Annotated in this window: 18 protein-coding genes; 4 read left to right on the forward strand and 14 right to left on the reverse strand. The window is 54.9% G+C overall.

The window, feature by feature from the left end; genetic code table 11:
• Window positions 1–419: 419 nt before the first annotated feature.
• The 3 genes from NSS64_RS20095 to NSS64_RS20105 all read right to left on the reverse strand — a co-directional run bounded on the left by NSS64_RS20095 (window position 420) and on the right by NSS64_RS20105 (window position 4,251).
• A complete protein-coding gene (locus NSS64_RS20095) occupies window positions 420–2,003 on the reverse strand; it encodes a UDP-glucose--hexose-1-phosphate uridylyltransferase (RefSeq protein ID WP_340991818.1) in 1,584 nt (527 codons plus the stop codon).
• 81 nt (window positions 2,004–2,084) lie between these two features.
• A complete protein-coding gene (gene galE / locus NSS64_RS20100; RefSeq protein WP_340942699.1) occupies window positions 2,085–3,071 on the reverse strand; it encodes a UDP-glucose 4-epimerase GalE in 987 nt (328 codons plus the stop codon).
• A gap of 1 nt (window position 3,072) precedes the next feature.
• Window positions 3,073–4,251, reverse strand: coding sequence for a galactokinase (locus NSS64_RS20105; protein ID WP_340942702.1), 1,179 nt, complete (start codon window positions 4,249–4,251; stop codon window positions 3,073–3,075).
• A 235-nt stretch (window positions 4,252–4,486) separates the two neighbouring features.
• Between NSS64_RS20105 and NSS64_RS20110 the strand changes: the two genes are divergently transcribed.
• Window positions 4,487–5,344: an AraC family transcriptional regulator gene (locus NSS64_RS20110; protein WP_341141285.1), complete on the forward strand. Its 858-nt coding sequence runs from the start codon at window positions 4,487–4,489 to the stop codon at window positions 5,342–5,344.
• 96 nt (window positions 5,345–5,440) lie between these two features.
• Here the strand turns inward: NSS64_RS20110 and mgrA are convergent, their stop codons facing one another.
• The 4 genes from mgrA to NSS64_RS20130 form a co-directional block, all read right to left on the reverse strand.
• Entirely contained in the window at window positions 5,441–6,439 is a 999-nt protein-coding gene (gene mgrA / locus NSS64_RS20115; RefSeq protein ID WP_341142854.1) for an L-glyceraldehyde 3-phosphate reductase, read from the reverse strand.
• Window positions 6,440–6,537: 98 nt separating this feature from the next.
• Window positions 6,538–7,278, reverse strand: coding sequence for an NAD-dependent protein deacylase (locus NSS64_RS20120; protein WP_341141286.1), 741 nt, complete (start codon window positions 7,276–7,278; stop codon window positions 6,538–6,540).
• A gap of 40 nt (window positions 7,279–7,318) precedes the next feature.
• Complete coding sequence (locus tag NSS64_RS20125; RefSeq protein ID WP_341141287.1) at window positions 7,319–8,089, reverse strand: HAD family hydrolase; 771 nt, start codon at window positions 8,087–8,089, stop codon at window positions 7,319–7,321.
• A gap of 46 nt (window positions 8,090–8,135) precedes the next feature.
• Window positions 8,136–8,885, reverse strand: a complete 750-nt coding sequence (locus tag NSS64_RS20130) for an alpha/beta hydrolase (protein ID WP_341141288.1) — start codon at window positions 8,883–8,885, stop codon at window positions 8,136–8,138.
• 213 nt (window positions 8,886–9,098) lie between these two features.
• On the opposite strand from NSS64_RS20130, the gene NSS64_RS20135 reads away from it, so the two are divergent.
• Together NSS64_RS20135 and ilvD are read left to right on the forward strand one after the other, a co-directional pair.
• A complete protein-coding gene (locus NSS64_RS20135; RefSeq protein WP_341141289.1) occupies window positions 9,099–10,139 on the forward strand; it encodes an acyltransferase family protein in 1,041 nt (346 codons plus the stop codon).
• A 259-nt stretch (window positions 10,140–10,398) separates the two neighbouring features.
• Window positions 10,399–12,084: a dihydroxy-acid dehydratase gene (gene ilvD / locus NSS64_RS20140; RefSeq protein ID WP_340991805.1), complete on the forward strand. Its 1,686-nt coding sequence runs from the start codon at window positions 10,399–10,401 to the stop codon at window positions 12,082–12,084.
• Window positions 12,085–12,269: 185 nt separating this feature from the next.
• Here ilvD and NSS64_RS20145 read toward each other — a convergent pair whose 3' ends face one another.
• On the reverse strand, window positions 12,270–13,640 hold the full coding sequence (locus NSS64_RS20145; protein ID WP_341141290.1) for a polysaccharide deacetylase family protein: 1,371 nt from the start codon (window positions 13,638–13,640) through the stop codon (window positions 12,270–12,272).
• Between the two features lie 223 nt (window positions 13,641–13,863).
• On the opposite strand from NSS64_RS20145, the gene NSS64_RS20150 reads away from it, so the two are divergent.
• Window positions 13,864–15,105 (forward strand): AI-2E family transporter, encoded by a 1,242-nt coding sequence (locus tag NSS64_RS20150; protein ID WP_341141291.1) that lies wholly within the window; start codon window positions 13,864–13,866, stop codon window positions 15,103–15,105.
• Here the strand turns inward: NSS64_RS20150 and NSS64_RS20155 are convergent.
• The 6 genes from NSS64_RS20155 to NSS64_RS20185 all read right to left on the reverse strand — a co-directional run bounded on the left by NSS64_RS20155 (window position 15,054) and on the right by NSS64_RS20185 (window position 23,592).
• The gene (locus NSS64_RS20155; protein ID WP_341141292.1) at window positions 15,054–16,871 is read right to left on the reverse strand and encodes a peptidoglycan D,D-transpeptidase FtsI family protein; all 1,818 of its coding nucleotides are present in this window, start codon (window positions 16,869–16,871) and stop codon (window positions 15,054–15,056) included. The two genes, NSS64_RS20150 and NSS64_RS20155, sit on opposite strands and share 52 nt — an antisense overlap.
• A gap of 234 nt (window positions 16,872–17,105) precedes the next feature.
• The gene (locus NSS64_RS20160) at window positions 17,106–19,175 is read right to left on the reverse strand and encodes a methyl-accepting chemotaxis protein (RefSeq protein ID WP_341141293.1); all 2,070 of its coding nucleotides are present in this window, start codon (window positions 19,173–19,175) and stop codon (window positions 17,106–17,108) included.
• Between the two features lie 121 nt (window positions 19,176–19,296).
• The gene (locus tag NSS64_RS20170) at window positions 19,297–20,322 is read right to left on the reverse strand and encodes a glycoside hydrolase family 130 protein (protein WP_341141294.1); all 1,026 of its coding nucleotides are present in this window, start codon (window positions 20,320–20,322) and stop codon (window positions 19,297–19,299) included.
• 66 nt (window positions 20,323–20,388) lie between these two features.
• Window positions 20,389–21,222, reverse strand: coding sequence for a carbohydrate ABC transporter permease (locus tag NSS64_RS20175; RefSeq protein ID WP_339254863.1), 834 nt, complete (start codon window positions 21,220–21,222; stop codon window positions 20,389–20,391).
• 4 nt (window positions 21,223–21,226) lie between these two features.
• Entirely contained in the window at window positions 21,227–22,108 is an 882-nt protein-coding gene (locus tag NSS64_RS20180) for a carbohydrate ABC transporter permease (RefSeq protein WP_341141295.1), read from the reverse strand.
• A gap of 107 nt (window positions 22,109–22,215) precedes the next feature.
• On the reverse strand, window positions 22,216–23,592 hold the full coding sequence (locus tag NSS64_RS20185) for an ABC transporter substrate-binding protein (RefSeq protein WP_341142855.1): 1,377 nt from the start codon (window positions 23,590–23,592) through the stop codon (window positions 22,216–22,218).
• Window positions 23,593–23,838 lie beyond the last annotated feature (246 nt).

Here is a 23,838-nt window from a genome sequence, read left to right on the forward strand (position 1 = left end):
ACCTCCATGAGTATGTGAATGTGAAGCACCTGTCTATTATAGTCCTCCGGCTTGGCGCATTCAAATGGCCCGGACAGAGACAGGCATACTTTACTCCTCTACCCGTAAGTTGGACTGAGATTCCGTTATGTTGGCAAATCTGATCAGATGACAGGATAAACGGACTGAGATTCCGTTAAGCGTCCTGATATCCGTCATATTACGCTCAAATGAACAAGATAAGCGCTTCTCAGTCCGTTACATCCTCATTTATTAGTTTCTGAGGGATATAACGTCTTCTCAGTCCGTTTCATCCGCAGGCAGCAGTAATTAATCCACAATAGAGGCGAATATCATCATTTCCCAATGATAAAAAATGCCCCCGCCGAATCCGGCAGAGACAGTAAATTTTGCGATCATTAAATTAAGTAAGTATGCTCTCAGTTAAAACCACTGCTGTTCAGGAACCGGCGGAAGGCCGCCTGCCCTTCCGGCGTGCGTTTGTAGACTCCGGCATGCTCCAGAATGTGAGTGAACTTTGTGCCCACCTCATTCTGCACGGCCTTCACCGCTTCTTCGCGGTTCAGGGAGGTACTGAAGCGGCTTACCAGCTCTACAATCCAGGAAGCATGCAGCGCCAGCGGATGATCCTTGCCCTCGCTCTGGACAGCTCCGAGAAGCGCAGTATCGCCCGCCAGTATGCCAGCGATGGCGTCAAGCTCTTCCTTGAGCCGTCCCGGCAGAATAGCCAGGCCCATCACTTCAATCAGGCCGATGTTCTCCTTCTTGATATGGTGCATCTCCCGGTGCGGGTGGAAGATCCCTTCGGGATATTCTTCGCTGGTCCGGTTGTTGCGCAGCACCAGATCCATCTCATAGCCGCCGTCCTCTGCCCGGCGCACGATAGGGGTAACAGTGTTGTGCGGAACGCTCTCTCCGTCCTCTTCACTGAACGCCAGCACTTCGGCGGCCGGATCGCTATACCTTTTCCAGGACTCGTAGATATGGTTGCCTGCCTCCAGCAGCACCGCCGGATCTTCCGCATGCATCCGCAGCACGGACATCGGCCACTTCACAGTGCTTAAGCTGACACCGGGATACGAGGCATGCGTGAAGGTATCCTCTTTGGGTGCCTTCTGGATCGGGAACGTATGCCGTCCGCCCTGGAAGTGGTCATGCGTCAGAATGGAGCCGCCGACAATCGGCAGATCGGCATTCGAGCCGATGAAATAATGCGGGAAGGCTTCCACGAAGCTAAGCAGACGCTTCAGCGTATCCTTTGTCAGCTTCATCGGCACATGATCGTGGTGGAACACGATGCAATGCTCGTTATAGTAGACATACGGCGAGTACTGGAAGAACCACTTCTCGTTGTTCATCGGGAGCGGGATCACGCGCAGGTTCTGACGCGGCGGGTGATTGACCCGGCCGGCATAGCCGACATTCTCGCGGCAGAGCTGGCACTTCGGATAGACCGGAGGCGGAAGCAGCCGGGCCATGGCGATTTCCTTCGGACTTTTCTCCGGCTTGGAGAGGTTGATCGTCATCTCAATATCCCCGTACGGCGACTCCTGAAGCCAATACACATTCTTCGCTACACGGTCCATACGGATATAGTTGGAATCAATGCTCAGCTTATAAAAGCGGTCCGTTGCCGCCTGAATGCCCTGTGCCGCCTGGATCGCGGCGAACTCCGCATTGACCTCAGACGGGCGGGCCATCAGAAGGCCCATAATCTTCGCATCCAGCAGGTCGCGGTACGTATCGGTATTCTCCGGGATCAGCCCGAGACTGAACCCGTAATCAATCAGCTGGTCCAGCGGGGCCTGCGGACTGTCCAGCGGACCTTCAGTGAACTCGCCAGGATACGGCTCGCTGAAGCCGAACTGGTCCAGAAGTTCATTGCGGCTGTAATCCACATCTGCTGGCTGGATCAGTCCCGTATGTCCGGCAAACAGAACCAGCTGTTCAATCGCATACAGCGCCTTCTCAGCGGCAGAAGCCGTACTATTATCGTTCTGCATTTCATTTCTCCTTCTATGGTGCCTTATGCGGCGCTTTGCATTCTGTCTATTTCACCTTCGGGCAACAAGCAGAATTGCTACTTACTCCCCGTACCCTTGCGGATTGGCAGAGTGCCAGCTCCAGGCGCTCTGAATAATGCCTTCCAGGTCGGCATGCTGCGGGTCCCAGCCCAGAACCTTGCGGGCTTTGTCAGAGGAAGCGACGAGCACTGCCGGATCTCCGGCGCGGCGTTCCTGAACCACAACCGGAATGTCCAGGCCGGTAACCTTCTTCGCCGTCTCAATGACCTGCTTCACTGAGAAGCCCAGGCCGTTGCCAAGGTTGAAGATATTGCTTGCACTGCCGCTGCGCAGATAAGTGACTGCACGGACATGCGCATCCGCCAGATCGCTGACATGGATGTAGTCGCGTACGCAGGTTCCGTCCTCTGTCGGATAGTCTTCCCCGAACACTGCGATATTCTCGCGCTGCTTCAGCGCAGCCTGGAGCACCAGCGGAATCAGATGGCTCTCCGGACGGTGGTCTTCGCCGATCTTGCCGCTGGCGTGTGCGCCTGCGGCATTGAAGTAGCGCAGCGCCACATATTTGATGCCGAGCACTTTGTCGAACCAGGCCATCATGCGTTCCATGGTCAGCTTGGTCTCACCGTAGACATTCGCAGGCTCGGTGCGGTCGGTCTCTTCGATAGGTACCTTTTCCGGTTCGCCGTAGGTGGCGGCTGTGGAGGAGAAGACGATTTTATCCACACCGGCATGCTGCATGGCTTCTAGAAGACACTGCGTTCCATACACATTATTGTCGTAGTATTTAACCGGGTCCTTCATGCTCTCGCCCACCAGGGAGCTGGCTGCGAAGTGAATCACCGCTTCGATCTCATTCTCGGAGAACAGCTTCGCCAGCAGCGCCTTGTCGCGCAGGTCGCCCTCGTACAGCTTGCCGCCCAGCAGCGCCTCCCGGTGCCCTGTCAGCAGATTGTCAATCACCACAACCTCTTCACCGCGGTCCAGCAGCTCTGCTACTGTGTGTGAACCGATGTATCCTGCGCCGCCCGTTACCAGAATCGCCATCTTATTTCACTCCTTTCAATTCTTCCACGCCGTTGCCGATGCCGCATACATAGAATTCGCCGGTCAGGCCGGTTCTGTTCTTGTAAGCTTCTCCAACTTCTGTTATGAAACGTTGCACATCATCCTCGTGTACCAGAGATACCGTACATCCCCCGAATCCTGCGCCGGTCATCCGTGAGCCCAGTGTGCCAGGAATGCGCTGCGCTTCTTCCACCATCACATCCAGCTCCTCGCAGCTGACTTCATACAGATCGCGCAGGGATACGTGCGAGTCATTCATATAGAGTCCGAATTGCTTCAGATCATTGTTCTTCAGCACCTCCACCGAGTCAAGCACACGCTGATTCTCCTCCACCACATGGCGGGCCCGGCGTCTGACGGTCTCGTCAGCGATTTTATCCTGGTGAAGCTCGAACTGCTCAGGCTTCATCTCAGCCAGATAGGACAGGGATGGAACCTCCTGCTTCAGAATAGCGAGTGCCTCTTCACATTGGCTGCGGCGCTCATTATACTTCGAGTCCACCAGACCGCGCTTCTTGTTCGTGTTGCCGATGACCAGCTTATAGCTGCCCGTCACGAATGGGACCAGGCTGTACTCCAGCGTGTCACACATTAGCAGAATCGCGTGGTCGCGCTTGCCGTTGGCTACTGCGAACTGGTCCATGATCCCGGAATTCACGCCGACATACTGGTTCTCCGCACGCTGGGACAACAGAGCGATCTCCACCGTATCTGTGTCACCGCCAAGCAGCGTCAGGAAGGCATAGCCGGTCACAACCTCAATCGAAGCGGAAGAGGACAAGCCGGAGCCGTTAGGAATCTCACCATGGAACAAAAGATCGTAGCCCCCGGATACCGGGTGACCCTTCTTAGCCAGCTCCACCATTACGCCGACCGGGTAGTCCACCCATTCGCCGGTCTTGGCTGCGCCGATGTCGCGGAAGTCGATGGAAGCTTCATAAGGGAAATTCGTGGATGCGAATTGAACCTTGCCGTCTGTACGCGGGCGCACGATCAGGGTGGTTCCGAAGTCCAGGGCGGCCGGGAAAACATAACCTCCGTTGTAGTCCAGATGCTCGCCGATCAGATTCACGCGGCCCGGTGCGTAGAATACCCGCGCGGCTTCCCCGCTCTCCCCGTACTTCTTGATAAATGTACTGTTAAGTTCCTGTATGCTCATTATTGACACTCCATCCTTTCGCTGCTTGTGCTGGGACTGTGGATTATAGCTTGCGTCCTTCATGCTTACATTATAATAAAATCAGACTTGCCCTGATAATGCAATCATGTGTGCAATATATGGACAAATGTGACTTTCGTCTCTGAAGAGACTATACTCAGTAAGAAGAAAAGTGAACGGGCGCTCCTTATACACTTAGCTATAGGAGCGTTCTCTTCAAGAAGGGCGGCTTGCAGTGCAACATACCTATTCAGTAGGATCAAATCCTGTATATTACGATAAGCAGCTGCTGCATGTACTCTTTGCGGGAGAGAGCCAGACCCTCCCGCTGCATCAGGCGGGTCCCAAGATCTACGATTACTATCTGCTCCATTATATTGAATCAGGCGCCGGGGTCTTCCGGACAGAGGAGCACACGTATGAGCTGGGAGCAGGAGACTGCTTCCTGATCCATCCGGGCCAGCTGGTCAGCTACATCTCGGATCAGCAGCAGCCCTGGCGTTACCGCTGGGCGGCCTTCACCGGCGCTGACGCCGGGCAGCTTGCGCAGCAGGCGGGCTTCGCTCCCCTAGCCCCGGTGCTGTCTACCACAGGCGGCAGTGTCATTCCCGGAGCGCTTGCCGGGATGATGTCCGCCTTCTATGCCAATAAGGAGAGCGCCGCCCTGACCTCTCTGGGATATCTGTACCTCATTGCAGGGGAGGCAGCAGAGCTGCTGGTCTCATCCTCCCGGCTGCCGGGTGCGGAATCACAGATCAAGCGGACGGTGAAGCAGATGATTCACTACATGGCTTCCCAGTATGCCCATCCGGTCTCAATTGAACAGATGTGCGGCTCTCTGGGATATAACCGCGCTTATCTCTCCCGCATCTTCAAGCAGGAGACGGGGCTCTCTCCGGTCACTTACCTGCTCAAGCTGCGGGTAGAGAAATCCCGCCAGCTGCTGCGTGAACGTCCCGAGCTGTCCGTGGAGCAGGTTGCGGCATCGGTCGGACTGACTGATGCCCTGTATTTCTCCCGGCAGTTCAAGCGCTTCTACCGCCAATCCCCCTCCGCTTACCGCCAGGCCACGGTGAACCCTGGAGAGAAATAGCCCTATCGCCTAGAGCAACAGCCCGTCTCCTGAACAGGAAGCGGGCTGCTTGCATGGTTATCTATGGAAGCCGGACCTTATGGCAACTCTTAGGCTTCACTCCTCTGTCTTAAGGATCGTTTCGATCCGGTCCAGCTCCTCCTGCGTGAAGTCACTGTGGGACAGCGCGGCGATATTCTCCTCGATCTGGCTGACCCGGCTGGCGCCGATCAGCGCCGAGGTGATCCGGCCGCCGCGCAGCGTCCAGAGCAGGGCGAACTGGGCCAGACTCTGGCCGCGCGCTACGGCCATCTGGTTCAGCGCGTGGATTCTGCGCAGCACCTCCGGCGTAATCCGGCTCTCATTCAGCGCAGCCGAAGGTCCGGCTGCCCGGGAATCTTCGGGGATGCCGTTCAGATATTTATTCGTCAGCAGGCCCTGCGCCAGCGGAGTGAAGGCGATGCTGCCCACCCCATGCTCCTCCAGTACATCCTGAAGCCCGCCTTCAATCCAGCGGTCCAGCATGGAATACCTCGGCTGATGAATCAGCAGCGGGGTGCCCAGCTCCTTCAGGATCGCAATAGCCTGCTGCGTCTGCTCTGCCGTATAGTTGGACAAGCCGATGTACAGTGCCTTGCCTGAGCGTACAGCATGATCCAGCGCTCCCATCGTTTCTTCCATAGGCGTGTCCGGGTCCGGACGGTGGGAGTAGAAGATATCCACATAGTCCAGCCCCAGCCGCTTCAGGCTCTGGTCCAGACTCGACAGGATATATTTACGTGAACCCCAGTCCCCGTAAGGGCCGGGCCACATCGTATATCCCGCCTTGGTGGAGATTACCAGCTCGTCACGGTACGGCGCGAGATCCCGGGCCAGTACCTTGCCGAACAGCTCCTCCGCCGATCCGGCCGGAGGCCCGTAGTTATTCGCCAGGTCGAAGTGGGTAATTCCGAGATCAAAGGCGCGGGTAATCATCTCACGTCCGTTCTCAAAGGCATCAATGCCGCCAAAATTATGCCACAGGCCCAGTGAGATGGCCGGAAGCTTGAGACCTGACCTGCCGGTGCGGTTGTAACGCATTCCTTCATACCGTTCATCACTAGCCACATATACCATGTTATATCCCTGCCTCTCGTATCTCATGTGTGAATACCCTTCTATAAACTCACGGCTTCATAAGTAATCTTGTTCTACAAAAAAAGACTGACTGGGCGTTAGCCCAGCAGTCCCTGCACTCTGCCCAGCACATCTCCGATCCGTTCTGTAATAATCAGGTCTGCCTGATCATCATACGGGGTAGGCTCGCCGTTAATCAGTACAGTATGCCGCCCCCTGAAGTAAGTGACCAGGCTTGCGGCAGGATGAACGGTAAGCGAGGTACCGCCGATGATCAGCAGATCCGCCGCTGCAATGGCATCCACGGCCTCAACAAGCACCTCATGATCGAGTGCTTCCTCATAGAGCACCACATCCGGCTTGATGATCCCCCCGCAGTCCTCGCAGCGCGGCACAGAGCCTTCCTGCTCCAGCCATTCCTCCAGGCCGTAATAGCGCTGGCAGCCCATGCAGTAATTGCGGTGGATAGAGCCGTGCAGCTCCAGAACCCGGCGGCTTCCGGCAATCTGATGAAGTCCGTCGATATTTTGCGTAATGACCGCCTTCAGCCTGCCGCTATCCTCCAGCTCCGCAAGCAGCCGGTGGGCCCCGTTCGGCTTCGCTCCGGGATGAATCATCTTGCTGCGGTAGAAATCAAAAAAAATGTCCGGCGAGGACATAAAAAAGCTGCGGCTGAGCATCACCTCAGGCGGATAGGGAGAGTTGTGCTGGGTCTGGTACAGACCGGCTGCCGAACGGAAGTCCGGGATGCCGCTCTCTGTCGATGTTCCGGCACCGCCGAAAAACACAATATTGTTGCTGTCTTGTATCCAGGAAGCCAGTAGCTGTAATTGTTCCATAATCTACACCTGTCCTCTCTGTACGTAAATCGTAATGAATTCAGTTCGTTAAGCGGAGCGCCGGATAGCCGGTTACCACAATATCCGCATCCAGCAGATGGTCTGTACTTCCGTCCGGGGAGATCCCGACCGCAAGATGCAGCCCCGCCCCCCGGCCCAGCTGCATATCCGCATTGCTGTCACCTATGATAACCGTCTCTTCAGGCCGCAGCTCCAGCTCCCGGCAGGCCTTCTCGGCCATCTCCGGTGCAGGCTTGCCGTACTTTACCCGGTCGCGGGTAACCACCGCCCCGAAGTACCCGGAGATGCCCAGCCATTCCAGATGCTCGCGGGTGGTGGACAGATTGTCGGAGGTCACAACGCCAAGCTTCAGGGAGGCGGCGGCACACTGCTCCAGGAATGGCAATAATCCCGGCATGGGCACAGCCGTACGGCGGCGGCGAAGCTCATTCATGGCCTCCTTGGAGATGGCATTCACTCGCGTCACCGCTTCATTCCAGGGGACACCCGCTGTATAGAGCTGCCAGGCCAGAATCCCGGTGGATTCCTCAGCCGTTGCCATGGAGAGGGGACCGGCAGGATCATAACCGGTAATTCGTCCGGAAGCATCATGCGTCGTCCCCAGCACCGGGGCCAAATTTGCTCCCGTTACAGGTCTGCTGCCCATTAAAGTCAGCTGGCTGCCCAGCCCCTCCAGCACCAGCTCAGCCCAGCTGCCCCAGGTGGCCAGGAGATCAAGCAGCGTGCCGTCCTTATCGAACAGGAGGCCGCTTACGGGAACAGAGAGTTCATTGATGTGCAATACAGGCATTCCAGCGCTCCTTCCGCATAAGTTATATTACTTCAGGTATTCGTATCTATTTGCTCTGGCGCAGATTCCCCAGCCAGTCCAGCATCGCCCGGGCGGTCCGTGTCTGCTGTTCTTCTTCGGTAATCGTAGCGGTACCGTCACCCTTTTGCGCTCCATAACTGCCAAATTGGGCATGGTTACCGCCGTCAACCGACACATATACGGTATTGCCCGGTAAATAGGAACGCCCTTTGTTATAGCTCTTCTGGTCTACGACTTCATCCTGCGTCCCCAGCACAGACAAGACGGATAGCGTGGTGTCCTTCAGGCTGCCTTTCTCATCGGGATACGAGGCCAGAAAAAAAACGCCTTCCAGCTGGCCGGCATGATCCGCAGCGAAGCGTGAAGCCATTACGCCGCCGAGCGAATGTCCGCCCAGGACGAAGGACTGCTTCGGATGCACGCGGATAATCTCTTCGGCGGCATCCCCTTTGATTACAGCCAGATTAAGCGGCATTCTGGCAATATAGAACGGGTGACCGGCAGCGGCAACTTTACGGGCCAGCGGCGCATATGCTTCTGCCTTGACCAGTGCTCCCGGATAAAAAATTACGGAGGTGCCGAGCACCACTGAAGGGTCGAACGAGATCCAGTTGTCATTCTGCTCGACAGAGACTCCCCCGGCAGAGATCAGAGCCGTTTCCGCCCGTGCCTCCGGTGTATACGGAGTCAGATATCTCCATATAAACACCCCCGCCGTCAACAGAACCAATACCACTCCAATAAGCACACGGCGTCTGGTTATATTCTTTTTCATTAGTGTTCACTCCCGATTCCTGCATACTGAAAATTATAAGGGAATCGTTGATTTCAAACAACCTTCAAGACTTCGCCACATCTGGCCCTATCCATTTCCAATGATAGCGCTTACTATTGTGATGTATTTCACAATTTATTGTCCGGAAATCATGTATTTTAAAATTAAAGTATCGTACCCTGCGCAAACCCTAATTTCATTGGAGGTTACGTCATGACCCGGGAAAGCCCGCTTAACACGCGCGGAGAGACATTTTTTCTTAATCTGCGCTTCATGCTTATTGTAACTGTCTTTGTGGCCAATGCGATCGAACCCCTGATTCAAGAAATGAGCGGACTTCACACTCTTTACCAGTGGATCTTCAGTTTTCATATGCCGCTGTTTGTGCTGGTGACCGGATACTTCGCCCGTTCAAGCTTACATGGAGCGCCAGGACGCAAAGTCCTGCTGCAGATTGCCCTGCAATATGTTATTTTTCAGAGCCTCTACTCCCTACTTGACGCCTCCCTGTTTCATGTCAATAATATACAGCATTCGTTCTTCGCTCCCTATCTGCTGCTCTGGTTCCTGGCCAGCCACATCTGCTGGCGCCTGCTGATGCTGGGCATGAGCCGCTGGACCGTCAGCGCCCAGCTGGCCTTCGCTGTTACCGCAGGGGTGGCCGTAGGTTATCTGCAACTGGACGGGATCTGGTTCAGCATCAGCCGCACCTTTGTGTATCTGCCCTTTTTTGTGATCGGATACCATTTCTCCTTCGGGGCATTCGTGAAGCTGTATCAGCGGTATGTCAAAAGCATTGCCGCCGCCGCTTCGCTCCTGCTGCTCCTTGCTCTCAGCCTGCTTGACGGTAATCTCCCCATAGGCTGGCTATACGGCAGTATGACTTATATGCAGCTTGGCGCCCATGAATGGTACGCGGGTCTGTTCCGGCTCGCGGTCTATGGCCTGCAATTCATCGCTTCCCTGGCATTTTTGGGTCTGGTGCCTTACGGGTTAAGCCGCATGACCGGCCTGGGACGCCGGACCCTCTATGTTTTTCTGCTGCATGGCTTTGTGGTCCGCACGGCGGTGATTTCCGGATTGTATACCTATATCAGTAATCCTGCCGGAGCAGCATTGCTGCTCGCCGGTGCAGTAGGATGTACGGTGCTGCTCGCCCAGCCTGCGGTCAGACGTCTGCTGAACCCGCTCGTGGAGCCGTCCGTAGACTGGATGATCTCCCTGCAGCGTGCCGCCATCCGGCGCTCTCTATAGAATGAAGCTGCCACGCTATATCAATTTACTGAAGTCTATCCTTTACGGAATAGGCTTCTTTCTGTATATTAGCCCAGACTTTACATGCGTAACCCGCCGACAAACTTCACATTGTCCGGTAGAAAAAAGAGCTTTTTTGTGATAGACTCTCTATTAACGTTCGTAACCAATCACCGCAGAGTACGTATATTTCGGGATTGCATTGCGTTAATGCGGCACTATATTCGCTTCACCAATACTGTTAGGGGGAAAAGTCATCATGGCAAACAAGAAAATGCGATCAGATATGATCAAAAAAGGCTTCGACCGCGCTCCTCACCGCAGCCTTCTGCGGGCAGCAGGCGTTAAAGAAGAGGATTTCGGCAAACCGTTCATCGCGGTCTGCAATTCCTATATCGATATTGTACCGGGTCATGTACATCTGCAGGAATTCGGCAAGATCGTGAAGGAAGCCATCCGTGAAGCCGGCGGGGTTCCGTTTGAATTCAATACGATCGGCGTAGATGACGGAATTGCCATGGGTCATATCGGTATGCGTTATTCGCTGCCAAGCCGCGAGATCATTGCCGACTCTCTGGAAACGGTAGTATCCGCGCACTGGTTCGACGGCATGGTGTGCATTCCCAACTGTGATAAAATCACCCCGGGCATGATGATGGGCGCACTGCGCGTCAACATCCCGACGATCTTCGTCAGCGGCGGGCCGATGAAGGCCGGCGTAGACAGCAAAGGCAAGAAGCTCTCCCTGACCTCCGTCTTCGAAGGCGTTGGTGCGCATCAGGTCGGTAAAATCAATGACGCCGAGCTGCTTGAACTCGAACAATTCGGCTGTCCTACCTGCGGTTCATGCTCCGGCATGTTCACTGCCAACTCCATGAACTGTCTGGCCGAAGCTATGGGCCTTGCGCTTCCGGGCAACGGCACCATCCTGGCCGTAGCCGAAGAACGCAGAGACTTCGTCCGCAAATCAGCAACCCAGCTCATGGAGCTGATCAAGCTGGACCTGAAGCCGCGTGATATCGTAACCCAGGAATCGCTGGACAATGCCTTCGCGCTGGATATGGCGATGGGCGGCTCGACCAACACCGTACTGCATACCCTGGCACTGGCTCAGGAAGCCGAAATCGATTATCCGCTGGAACGGATTAATGAAGTAGCCAACCGCGTTCCTTACCTGGCCAAGCTGGCTCCGGCCTCCGATATCTTCATCGAAGATGTGGACCGGGCGGGCGGCGTAAGCGCCGTGCTGAACGAATTACTGAAGAAGCCGGGCGCAATCTTCGGCGATTGCATGACGGTTACCGGCAAGACACTGGCCGAGAATGTAACCGGCCATGAGATCCAGGATACATCTGTTATCCATACCATCGACAACCCCTATTCCCAAGTTGGCGGTTTGGCTGTACTCTACGGCAACCTGGCTCCCGAAGGCTCCATCATCAAGGTGGGTGCCGTAGATGCTTCCGTTGGCGGCTACCACAAAGGGCCTGCCATCTGCTTCGACTCCCAGGAACAGGCGCTGGAAGGGATTGCGAACGGCAAGGTCAAAGAAGGCCATGTCGTAGTTATCCGGTATGAAGGTCCGAAGGGCGGACCGGGGATGCCGGAAATGCTGGCACCGACTTCACAGATCGTCGGTATGGGTCTTGGCGCCAAGGTCGGTCTGATCACCGACGGCCGCTTCTCCGGAGCGTCCCGCGGCATCAGCATCGGCCATATCTCGCCGGAAGCGGCTGAGGGCGGACCGATTGCTTTTGTAGAGGATGGCGACATCATCGAACTGGATCTGATTAACCGCAAGATTGAGCTGCTGGTGGAAGAAGAAGTACTGGCTGTCCGCCGCCAGGGCTGGAAAGAATTCGAGCCGAAGGTGAAGACCGGTTATCTGGCCCGTTACTCCAAGCTGGTTACCAATGCAAGCAAGGGCGGCGTGCTGAAGATCTAATCGTCAGAGCCGCAGCCTTAAGCAAATGTAATGATGAAGAGCAGTTCCAACCGCGAATGCGGCCGGAGCTGCTCTTTTTGTTGCATGGAATTGCAGCTTTGAGGCGCACCAAAAAACCGCCAGCCCAGATAGGCCAGCGGAGATTATAATCAATATAAGTGCATTAAACTGCTTAGGCTTCCTCTTCAATGAACTACCGTTGCTCCGGGCAGCTCAGCTTCAAGCGTCAGTTCCTCTTCGTGTACCCGCTCCACATGCTTATGCGGACGCCGCTGGTTCATCTGGTTCAGCAGCTGAGACACCGGCATCAGCATCATCTTGGGCACCAGTACCTCGCTGCGTACCTTGAGCCTTGCCCCGCCCGAGGGGTGGATGACGCTCAGCAGAACACTAAGGTAGAATTTGGTCGAGCGGGCGAACATGCCGCTGGGCAGATCCACCACCATGAAGCCGAATTTCTCCGGCCCGCGGTTGATCATACTCACGCCGTAGAGCGCCTTCGCTTCGGCCAGCTCGAGTTCACCGGCAATCTGCACTGCGAGCAGGGGCAGATCCTTCTCCATCCGGCGGATCATGCGGATCGCCAGCTGGGCCGGAGAACGGGAATGAATCCCCAGCTCGAACAGCTGCCTGTTGTCGATATGCAGCTCAATGACCTTGTCGCCTTTGCTCAAGGTCTCGCCGTTGTCCATCAGCACTGTATTACCCTGATACTTGCGCAGACGGTAATGAAGGAACGGATCTGCAGGCGTTATCGTCTTGAGCTGGAACATTAGCTGGAACAGCTTCTCCCACGCCAGCCACAATCCGACAAGCAGCCGCTTGCCGAAGGACAGATGCGTGATCGGGGAGCGCTGCACCGCCTTGATCATCTCGTCAATCCGGACGCTGTGCAGTCCGCGCCGCTCGGCCTCGGCCAGCATCCGCTCCAGCGCAATCAGCATATGCTCCGGTGCATTCGGATCAGCGCCGATCGTCTTCCCGCAGTCATGCAGCAGCAGCACCTCACCCGGGCCGAGCTTCGCAATGAGCTTCTCGGTCAGCTTCTCCGCTCCAAGCTTCTCCTTCCAGTCGCCGAACATTGCCGACCACAGCACAATCTGCACCTGACGGCGTTTGGAGAAGTCGAACAGGTTCACGATTCCCCAAGGAGGACGGTAATAAGTGCTGCGCTCGCCGGTAATGGAGAAGATGATCTCGTCCGTCCGGTCAATCTGCTTCCTCACCGTGGCGGGACGCATCAGCCAGTTCGTCTTGTGCACATAATTATGAATTCCGATCAAATGCCCTTCGTCATGCATTCGCTTGATGATCTCGGGGTGCTGCTCCGCGTGCGAGCCAACGACAAAAAAGGTCGCCTTCGCATGGTAGCGTTTAAGCAGATCCAGCAGCAGCGGTGTATAATGCGGGTCTGGCCCGTCATCAAAGGTCAGGCCGTAATCCGTACGCCCGATTCCTTTGCGGAAGACACGATAACCAAATAAACGGCTGATCATACCGGGAATAAAAGCATAAAAGGTAGAGATATAAAATAGCCAGAGCAGCAAAGTCTGCATGTACAATCACCGCTTTTCCAGAGTTGACTTTGGCTCGCCTTACGTCTGTTAAGAGATCGATGTGATACGGCCAAGTAGAGTAAGTAGAAGCGACAGCTTTAAAAAACATCACCTCCTAGTTTAACACAGCTGCCAAAGAAATAGACGTTTTTTATTAAAATCGTGTACAATGAGTTGAAGTGCAGGTTACAAATTCATCTTCACAAAGGGGTCGTTTAAATCTATGCTGCCGCTGTACAAAAAATATTGGCGCACCTTTTTCGACATTGGGCTGCTTGTTCTGACCGTATATTTAGTGATGCTCGGCTTCAGTAAATTGTACGAGCTGGCTGCGCCGGTGTTCCTGTCCTTTTTTGTATTTCTGCTGATTGAGCCGCTGGCCCGCTTCCTGAACCGCAAGGGAATGGCCAAGCCCTTCGCCTCCGCGATCTCCGTGGTGCTCTTCCTGGTCATTCTGCTGGGCGTCCTGTTTGGTGCCGGACTGCTGATTACGACCCAGGCGATTCACCTTCAGAATAATCTGCCCAAATATACATACGTGGTCCAGCAGCATTTCGCAGAGACTACGACCTATCTTCAGCACAAAATCGATTCGCTTCCATCCGATGTGACGGATAAGCTGAACGGTTATTTCACAGATGCCACCAATATTCTCTCGAAGTGGATGGTCGCCTTCTTCAAGTATATGGTCGGAGTGCTTGGCTCCTTCTCTTCCTTTATGGCTAATTTCGGGATTGCGATCATTCTCGCCTTCTTCCTCAGCATGGAGATTAAGGACTGGCGCCGAATTGCCCATGAGAAGCTGCCGAAGACGTTCAAGACCGCCTATGCCTTCCTGCAGGGCAATGTGTTCAAGGCTATCGGTTCTTATATCAAAGCACAGATGATCCTGATCAGCATCACCTTCGTCATTATTCTTGCTGGCCTGCTGATTCTTCGGACGGGCAATGTACTCACCATCGCGCTGGTCTGCGCCGTGGTCGATCTGCTGCCGCTGCTTGGAGTACCTGCGGTGCTGATCCCTTGGATCATCTATCTGTTCATTGTCGGAAATACTTCGCTTGCTATCGGGCTCATCGTTCTGCTGGCTGTAGTAATGGTAGTTAGACAGCTGCTGGAGCCCAAAATCACAGGGAATTCGATCGGTGTCTCCTCTGCCTTCCTGATGCTCTCCTTCGTGATTCTGTCCTCCTCCCTGTTCGGGATAGCAGGACTCATTCTGTCGCCGATTCTGCTGATTCTGCTCAAGGAGCTGCTCCAGCAGGGATATCTCCAGCAGTGGATCTATCTGCCGCAGGAAGAGTTCGTCGTCTCGCCCTTCGCGGCCTCGGGGACCTCTACGGCAGGCGGTCCCGTAAGCGGCAGTCCAGCCGGGAATGCCGAGTCTAATGCGCAGCCTGCCGGTCCAGGCCCTCAGGCCCCGGTTGATCCGCCTTCCAGTCCCGACAACAGCTCGAACACCTGACCGAACAGGCGGGTGGCGGCCTGCGGACTGTCTGGAGCCACATTCTCTATCGCCACAGACACCGCATATTTCGGATGGTCAACCGGACCATAGCCGATGAACCATTGATTGTTGCGCGGCGTGCCATGCACCAGCGTCTGGGCCGTGCCTGATTTGCCGGCGAGCGGCCAAGCGGAAGGCTTCAGCATCCGGCCTGTGCCCTCTGTGACTACGCTGCGCATCATACCCAGCAGCACACGGGCAGTGGCCGGAGCGATCCGGCCCTCCGGCGCTGGCGCCAGATGTCCCGGAAGCTCCTTAAGCGTCTGTCCATTGGCAAAAGCAACCCGTTCCAGAATCCGCGGCGCTCTCACCTCACCGCCATGCAGCAGGGTGACGACCAGATTCGCCGCCTGCAGCGGAGTGATCCGCACATCGCGCTGGCCGATCGCCGTCTGGACTCTCGCCCCGCCGTCATCCGGCAGGAGCGTGGTGAAGATGGTACCCGGCTGCTCTCCGGCCAGCGGCCGGAGCAACGGCAGACCGAGCGTATTCTCCGCCTGCCACCCGATGCTCCGGCCCAGTCCAAGGGCAAGGGCGGTAGCTTGAAGCTTCACACCGCTCAGCCGCTCGGCCAGCGTAGCAAATACAGTATTACAGGACACGGCGAACCCTTGCTTAAGCGTAAGGGCGCCGTGTCCTTTGCCGTGGGGACAGGACAATCCGTATTTCCCATATGCTCCAGCACAGAAGAAGGGCTCCTCCGGTGTGGTCAGCCCGGCTTCAAGTGCGGCAGCGGCCGTCACAATTTTGAAGATGGAGCCCGGGGCGGCCGCTTGAAGAGCACGGTTGTTCCATTCTCCACCTTGCGGTGAGACCTGCTGAGGATTGTAGAACGGCAAGGAGACCATCGCTGCGATATCACCGCTCCGGCTGTCCATTACCACAACCGCCCCTTCCTTCACCCCGGCTTCCGCCGCCAGCTGCTCAATGCTCTCCTGAAGCTTCAGATCAATTGTGGTATATAGAGACAACGGATAATAGGGGTTGCCCGGCGCCTTGACTGTGATCGGGCTTCCCGGAACCCGTTTGCCGCGCGCGTCTACCTGGGCAACAGCCTCCGTGTGCCCCACGCCCTGCAGCAGCGGCTCCAGCGTCTTCTCCAGCCCGTCTGTACCGGTTCTTGGAATTCTCAGCCCTGTAGGGGATTGAGTGACAGCTTCGCCTGAAGCTTCAGACAGATAACCGAGCCACTGTCGGCCGGATGCAGACCCGTTATATCTGCGGGCAAAAGGCAGCGCCCGGACACCTTCGATCGCAAGCGCCTCCACTTCTCTGGCTTGCGGCAGAGTCAAGGCCAGCGGTCCCGTGCCTTGGCCGGAAGGCCAGAGCAGCGGCTCCTTCAGCCCCAGCCGTCTTGCCTGCAGCTGGCTGTAGCTGACGCCAAGAATCTCCGCCAGACGGTGAAGCTGCTGGTCATCGTTATATTCACCGGCACCATGATGCCGGTGAAGCTCTTCCTCCGGCGGGAACAGCGCAGCGGTCCACACCGTCTCTCCAGCCAGCGCCCTTCCGTGTTTGTCATACAGCCGTCCTCTTCCGCTGTCCAGCACCGTCTCCCGCTCACTTTGCAGCTCTGCCATCTGAGCTACTGTGTAACGGGTGCCGCTTACTACACTATCCTTCAGCAGCAGCTGTACCCAGGCCAGCCTGATCATCAGGCCCGCCAGCAGCATACACAGGATCAGGCATCCCCAAAAGATACGTCTATGAATCAGCTTGTGCAATTGCTATTCCTCCATCCAGTGGGCTGCAGAACCATGGCTAATATTATGCCCACCTCATGAAGCAAAATAACCCTGCGGGTGAACGATGCTAATGCCTCTCTCTACGGCCGCTTTTAAGGAGCAGTAATGGTAATGTTGCACTTTTGGGAGGAGCCCAGCACACTGTATTCGGTTTTTAGCTTACATGCCAAAAAACCGCCTTCCCTCTAGGGAAAGGCGGCGCTGATGAACAGATCACACGTTGAACTTGGATAATCGCTCCCGCAGTCTGGAGGAAGCATTCTCCAGCTTACCGGAGAGCGTAACCAGATATTCGCTGACATTCTCCTGTTCTCCGGTCAGGGAGGCTACCTCTTCAGAGGCGGCCGAGGATTCTTCGGCGAAGGAGCTGACATTGCCTATCGTCTCTGACAAGACCTGCTGTGAGTGGTTCAGGCCGTCAATCGAAGAAGATACCGAATCCAGCCTGGTGATCAGCTGATGCATCTGCCCCTGCACACTAATGAAGATCTCACTGGTGTTCTGAACATAGTCCATCTGCTCCCCGAACAGCGGCGCAACCTCGGACAAGGCGTCTACCGTCTCATGCATATCCCGCATGATCCGGTCCGTAATCTCGCCCACCACGGCAATGGAACGCTTGGACTGCTCCGCCAGCTGGCGGATTTCATCAGCGACAACCGTGAAGCCCTTGCCCGCTTCGCCTGCCCGCGCCGCTTCAATAGTGGCGTTCAGCGACAGGATATTGGTCTGCTGGGTGATGCTCTGCATGACCTCCAGCACCTGAATGACCGATGAGGCAGTATCCTTAAGCTCATTCACCTTAAGGACCAGCTTGCCTGTCCTGTCGCCAGTCTCTTGCGTTCTGCCCAGCAGCTCCTGCAGCTTGACTACCCCCTCTGCACTCGCTTGCTCCACACTATGCGCAGTTCCGCCAATCTCATGGGCTACTGCAATGACAGCTTCCATCTTCTCCGAGATCTGAGCCGTCATCTCATTCCCCCGGTCCGCCTCCAGTGAGAGGCTGCCGGCACCGCCGGCAATCTCTTCCGTGGCTGCGGCAATATCCTTCGCTGCCACCGCTGTGTCCCGCGAGGCATTGCCAAGGGCTTCCGCTGCTTCCGTAACCTCACGCGCGGTCTCATTGGTGTGGACGACCAGCTCTGTAATCTGCTCCATCATCAGGTTGAAGGAGCCGGACAGCTGGCCTATCTCATCACGGGTGACGACATCAGTGCGTACGCGCAGATCCCCGTCTGCCCCCTTAACCATCAGATCCCGCAGCCGTGAGAGCGGACGCGAGACCATCCGTACCATCCAGAGTCCAATCAGCACGGCAACGGCGGCAGCGGCGGCCACCGCCAGGTAGGTCGTGTTAAGAATCCGTCCCGCGTCCTTGGTCAGATTGCCGGAAGGCACCACACCGAGCAGCCTCCAGCCGGAGGTATGCAGCGTGCCGTAGACCGCAAGAATGGATTTGCCCTGCTCATCTTTGGTCGGCAGAGAGCCGGAGGTGTCGCTTAAGCCCTTGAACAGAGTGCCGCCCAGACGCAGATAGGTGTCCGTCTCCTCTTGCTGGGAAGAGGCGATCAGCTCATCTGAGGACGTCAGCAGCTGGATATAGGAACCCTGGCCCAGATCAACCATTTTCAGCTGGCTGTCAAGCTCTGTAGTCTTAATATCGCAGACCGCCAGATAACCGGTGTGACCCGCTTCCGCCGCCACAGACTTAGCGAAACGCACTACTCCTGCGGCCTCTCCCTGCTTCAACGCTTCAGTAATCCACTGGCTCTGCGGCTTCTCCTGCAGCTGCTTGTACCATGCTGCATCACGGATAGCCGCCAGGAAATCATTGTCCACTTCACCGGCTCCGGCAGCGGGCAACGCTTCATCCAGCGGAACCAGATACACTGCCTGCACCCCAGGCACGGCCGAGAGCCATTGATCGAGCTCCCCGTTAATCGTCTCGGACAGCTCCGTGCGCTTCGCTGAATCCGCGGCAGCAAGACCTTCCAAGGCAATAGCCTGCTGAATATCCTCATTGTAGAACAGCTGACCCAGATTATCTTCATAGCGCAGCAGACTCACATCCAGCTTCTCTGCCGTCTGCTCCACGGTCTGCTGATTAGCGGACAATGCATTGTTCTCAATCGTGTGTCTCGCCACAGCGTAGGAAATATACCCCAGAGACAGCACAATACCCATGGTCGCGATGAAAAAAACCAGAAAGAGCCGCATCCCCAGAGACTTGGAGGGATGCAGCCGAGAAAGAATAGAGCTACTGCGAACTGTTGAACTGCTCAAAAAACCACCGCCAGATTCTATGTATTCTTGATATTCATGATCCTATTCATGATATACCATCAGCTCCTTGGTGGCTGTGATTTTGTTGTATGCAGCAAATTGCGTCGGATGGCGGACAGGTCTAGATCTTACCAGGACCGGCATCATCGCCAACCTCTTCATGAGTATCGATTACGTAGTTAACAATCTCTTGGACAGTAGTGTAGGCAACACCAACATAGGTATCCGCAGCCCCGTAATAGATGGCAATCCGGCCGGTATCCGCATCGTTCAGCGCAGCACAAGGGAAGAGCACGTTGTTGACAAACCCTCTTTCTTCATACCACTCTTCCGGGGTCAGCACGAAGTTCCGGGAGCGGTATTTCACTCTCGAAGGCTCATCCGCATCCAGAATCACAGCGCCCATGCTGTAGACGAGACCGTTGCAGGTCCCTGTAACCCCGTGATAGAACATCAGCCAGCCTTCCGAGGTCTCAATGGGCGCAGGTCCGCCGCCGATCTTGGTGCTCTGCCACCAGCCTTGTCCGCCCTTGGTCATGACATGACGGTGTTTGCCCCAGTATACGAAGTCAGGGCTCTCGCTCAGGAAGACATCACCGAACGGCGTATGTCCGCTGTCGCTTGGACGGGAGAGCATGACGAAATTGCCGCCTATTTTCTTCGGGAACAGCACGCCGTTGCGGTTGAACGGCAGGAACGGATTCTCCAGGCTGATGAAATGCTTGAAATCCTGTGTCTTCGCTACACCGATGGCTGCTCCATAGAAGTCTGTGCACCAGATGATGTAATACGTATCCTCCACCTTCACCAGACGGGGATCGTACGCGTAACGAGGCATGTAAGGGTTACCTGTCTCGTCTGTGAATTGGATCGGCTGCTCATCAATGACCCAATCCAGGCCGTTCACGCTGCGGCCCATCCGCAGATGGGGGCGGGTCGTGTGATCTTCCACGCGGAAGACTCCCAGGAAGCTGCCTTCATAAGCAATCACGGCGCTGTTGAAGATACGGGCGGCCCCTTTGGCCGGATTGCGCCTGATCACCGGGTTATCGCTATGCCTCCAGACCGGATTATCATTCCCGGCAGGTCTGTCCTGCCATGGTATATTCGGCAGGCTGTGGCTGCCAGTCAGCTTTACTTCTCTCATAATAGAATCCCTCCAAATGTTAAATACAGCAGTCGCTGCGGATAAGTGTAGTGTACGGCATCCGTTTTATTTGACCGACCCTTGGGCGAAGCCGTTATAAATGTATTTTTGCAGCGCTACGAACGCAATCAGCGTCGGAATGATGGCGATCATAATCGCGGCGCAGATAACCTCCCACTGGGAGCCATAGGGTCCTTTGAATTTGAACAGTGCGGTAGATACGACCTGCAGGCTGCTTTTTGGCATATACAGGAACGGGGTGTAGAAGTCATTGTAGATATTAACACCCTTCACGATGATCACCGTCACAATGGCCGGACTCAGCAGCGGAAGAATGATTCTCCAGTAGATCGTCCAGTAGGAGGCACCATCCAGCATTGCGGATTCATCCAGCGATTCAGAGATCGAGTCCAGGAACTGCATGAAGATATAGACAGCGATAATATCGGTCCCCAGATACATCAGAATCGGCGCCCAGCGGGTATTGAACAAATCCAGAGCATTGATAATCTGAAAAGTTGCTACTTGGGTAGTTACTCCGGGAATCAGCGTAGCCAGCAGAAAAGCCCCCATCAGCGCCTTGCTGCCTCTGAATTTGAACCGGGCCAGAATGTAAGCCATCATCGAACCGGTAAGTGTGGCGCCGGCGATGGAGATCAACACAATAATAATCGTGTTCATGAAGCCGAGCAGCATGTTCCCGTCTACGAAGGCTTTGGTGTAGTTGGCGAAATTCAGCCAGTTCTCCGGCAGGGTCAGCGGACCGGTTGAAGCGTACTCAGCATTGGTCTTCAAGGAGGCGAAGAAGACAACGACAATCGGGATCAGCGCCATCAGCGCACCCAGCACCAGGGAGAGATATTTGAAGAAGGCCGCCAGATTGTATTTCAAGGTATGCATCGCTCTATTTCTCCTCCTTGATCAGAATGCGCTGCAGAATGGTAACCAGAACAACGATGCCCAGCAGGACCACAGCCATTGCCGAAGCCAGCCCCAGCTTACTGTATTTGAAGGCCACATCGACGGTCTGGATGACAAAAGTGCCGCTGCCGTTAGAGCCGCCGGTCATAACGTACGGAATTTCAAACACCCCGATCGCCCCGCTGACCGCGAGGATCAGATTGAGCTGGAGGATACGCTTGATGCTTGGGATGATAATATGCCGGAACTGATGCCAGCGGTTAGCGCCGTCTATCTCCGAGGCTTCATAGATATCGCTGCCGATCGAGGAGATTGCGCCCAGGAAGATAATAAAGTTCATCCCCATATACCTCCATACCGAGGCAAAAGCGAGAGAGATGTTAATGAGCTGCGGATTCAGCAGCCATTTCTGTTGCAGCGCCCCGAGGCCAAGCAGATCAAGAATGGTATTAAGAGTGCCTTCCGGCTTGAAGAAGAACAGGAAGATGAACCCGATCGCCACACCGTTCAGCAAGGTCGGAAAGAACAGAATCCCCTTGAACCAGTTCTTCATCCGGACATTGAAGCTCAGAATCGTGGCAAAATAAAGCGCCAGCCCCATCTGGACAAAGGTGGCAAAAAAGTAATACAAGCTGACCTTGAATACGGCGAAGTACTCCGGCTTGGTAAAGATCGTCTTATAGTTATCGAAGCCGATATACTCCATATTTTTGCTTAGCCCGTTCCAGCTGGTGAAGCTGTACTGAAACATTTTGAGCACAGGTAAATAGGAGAATGTCAGCAGCAGAACTACAGGTACTAGCGAAAATAAAAAGATGATCAAAATCCGTTGATTTTTATAGCTCAGGTTAGACAATTTGGGCACTCTCCACACCTCCAGAAAACTTACTGCTCTTAAGTCCGCTTCCATCCCTGCAAAAGTGAAGGGGATTATGCCGTTACCGGCATCTCCCCTTTCCTTTGTTCTTTAATTTACTTGGCAGTCACAATTTTGGCTCTGGCTGCTTTCCATTTATCATTCAGTTCTTTCATAATGTCATCATAGGATTGCTTGCGGTTGCCAATCGCCGCCTCGATGATTACTTTCTTGAAGTCAGGCTGCCAGAGACCGATTTCAGCTTCTTTATCAATGGCATCCACCCAGCCCTCTTCACCGGCTTTGGCTGGAGCAAGCGTGTCAAAGGTAATGTCTGTGCCTGCAAATTGCTTGAGAATTTCCGGCAATTCCGCTCCTTTTACAGGGCTCATGCCCCCGCCTTCAGTAGTCGGGTAACCGGATTCATTGATGAACCAGTCTACCCAGGCTCTGGCGGCCTCTTTGTTTTTACTGTGAAGGCTAACCCCCAGATTATAGTCGTCAGACAGAGGCACCAGGATCTTGTCGGCGTTGGTAGGGAATGGCATGAAGCCTATATCATCCGGGCTGGCAGCCAGCCCTTTAATCTGACCGATGGCCCAGGAGCCAAGCATCATCGTACCGATTTTACCGTTCGCCAGATCTGCCTTGGAGGATTCCCAGTCTGTAGTCGTCGGGTCCTCTTCGATCAGACCGTCTTTGGCTGCATCGTACATTACCTTATACAGCTCGTAGTGCGGCTGGCCTGGAACGAAGTTATCGTCGGAGGCCACCTGGCCGATGTTGACATATTCACGGTCTCCGGCAACGGTAGCCAGATCCGCTTCCCACTGGGTCAGCGTCCAGCCCGCAGCATAGTTCGTGTAGAGAGGGACCGCATCCGTCTTCTCCTTGATGCTCTTCAGTGCGGCGGAGAACTGGTCAAAGGTTCTTGGAACCTCGGTCACTCCGGCATCCTTGAAGACCTGCTTGTTGTAGATCACGCCGGAGAAATTAACCGTAATCGGAATGCCGTAGGAAATCCCGTCTACTGTCCGCTCTTCCAGGCCTGTATATTGCTGCTCCAGGTCAGACTTTTTACCCAGCGGCTCGAAGAAGTCCGGCAGATCCTTGATCGCTACGCTGGTAGGCAGCAGCAGAACATCCCCGTAATCACTGGTGCTCATGCGGATTTTGATCTGATCCTCATAGTTGGATAAGGCTTCGAAATTCACTTTAATATTTGGATATTTCTCATTGAACTTGGCGGCGTAGTCTTTGAACACGGTATCCACGATATCCGTCCGCTGCGTAATCACTGTAATATCACCCTTGAGCTCCTTCGCGGCATCTCCCTCTGGAGCGGCTGTTGCCTCCGCAGTGGTACCCGTGTTGCCGCCTGCATTGGTTGCTGCCGCATTAGTGGTATTATTGTTGTCAGATGCACAGCCGGAGAACAGCCCGGCCATCAGTGTCAGCGCTGCCAACCCGGTAACTGCTTTGGTTTTTTTCATCATATTTCTGACCCCTCTCTTCATTTGGAACGTCATAGAACAATAACAAAACAATAACAACATAATGATCCACCCAACAAATAGAACCCTAACCATTCCAAAATACACTTAAATTGCATGTTGTTATCGCTTACATTGCCATTATAGACCGTTATAATGCTTAAAACGATGGTTTAAATTGCTTTTTCTGGTCTTCAATTTGTTATTTTTGTTATATAAAAAAATAAAATAAAGAAAAACACTGCT

Origin of the sequence: Paenibacillus sp. FSL H8-0122 (assembly GCF_038005345.1) — a bacterium.
Taxonomy (GTDB): Bacteria; Bacillota; Bacilli; order Paenibacillales; family Paenibacillaceae; genus Paenibacillus_AQ.

What these genes read in the sequence shown, in the direction of transcription:
- NSS64_RS20095 (WP_340991818.1), bottom strand. Translation starts at nt 2,003, where the DNA reads ATGCAGAACGATAATAGTACGGCTTCTGCCGCTGAGAAGGCGCTGTAT.
- galE (WP_340942699.1), bottom strand. Translation starts at nt 3,071, where the DNA reads ATGGCGATTCTGGTAACGGGCGGCGCAGGATACATCGGTTCACACACA.
- NSS64_RS20105 (WP_340942702.1), bottom strand. Translation starts at nt 4,251, where the DNA reads ATGAGCATACAGGAACTTAACAGTACATTTATCAAGAAGTACGGGGAG.
- mgrA (WP_341142854.1), bottom strand. Translation starts at nt 6,439, where the DNA reads ATGGTATATGTGGCTAGTGATGAACGGTATGAAGGAATGCGTTACAAC.
- NSS64_RS20120 (WP_341141286.1), bottom strand. Translation starts at nt 7,278, where the DNA reads ATGGAACAATTACAGCTACTGGCTTCCTGGATACAAGACAGCAACAAT.
- NSS64_RS20125 (WP_341141287.1), bottom strand. Translation starts at nt 8,089, where the DNA reads ATGCCTGTATTGCACATCAATGAACTCTCTGTTCCCGTAAGCGGCCTC.
- NSS64_RS20130 (WP_341141288.1), bottom strand. Translation starts at nt 8,885, where the DNA reads ATGAAAAAGAATATAACCAGACGCCGTGTGCTTATTGGAGTGGTATTG.
- NSS64_RS20135 (WP_341141289.1), top strand. Translation starts at nt 9,099, where the DNA reads ATGACCCGGGAAAGCCCGCTTAACACGCGCGGAGAGACATTTTTTCTT.
- ilvD (WP_340991805.1), top strand. Translation starts at nt 10,399, where the DNA reads ATGGCAAACAAGAAAATGCGATCAGATATGATCAAAAAAGGCTTCGAC.
- NSS64_RS20145 (WP_341141290.1), bottom strand. Translation starts at nt 13,640, where the DNA reads ATGCAGACTTTGCTGCTCTGGCTATTTTATATCTCTACCTTTTATGCT.
- NSS64_RS20150 (WP_341141291.1), top strand. Translation starts at nt 13,864, where the DNA reads ATGCTGCCGCTGTACAAAAAATATTGGCGCACCTTTTTCGACATTGGG.
- NSS64_RS20170 (WP_341141294.1), bottom strand. Translation starts at nt 20,322, where the DNA reads ATGAGAGAAGTAAAGCTGACTGGCAGCCACAGCCTGCCGAATATACCA.
- NSS64_RS20175 (WP_339254863.1), bottom strand. Translation starts at nt 21,222, where the DNA reads ATGCATACCTTGAAATACAATCTGGCGGCCTTCTTCAAATATCTCTCC.
- NSS64_RS20185 (WP_341142855.1), bottom strand. Translation starts at nt 23,592, where the DNA reads ATGAAAAAAACCAAAGCAGTTACCGGGTTGGCAGCGCTGACACTGATG.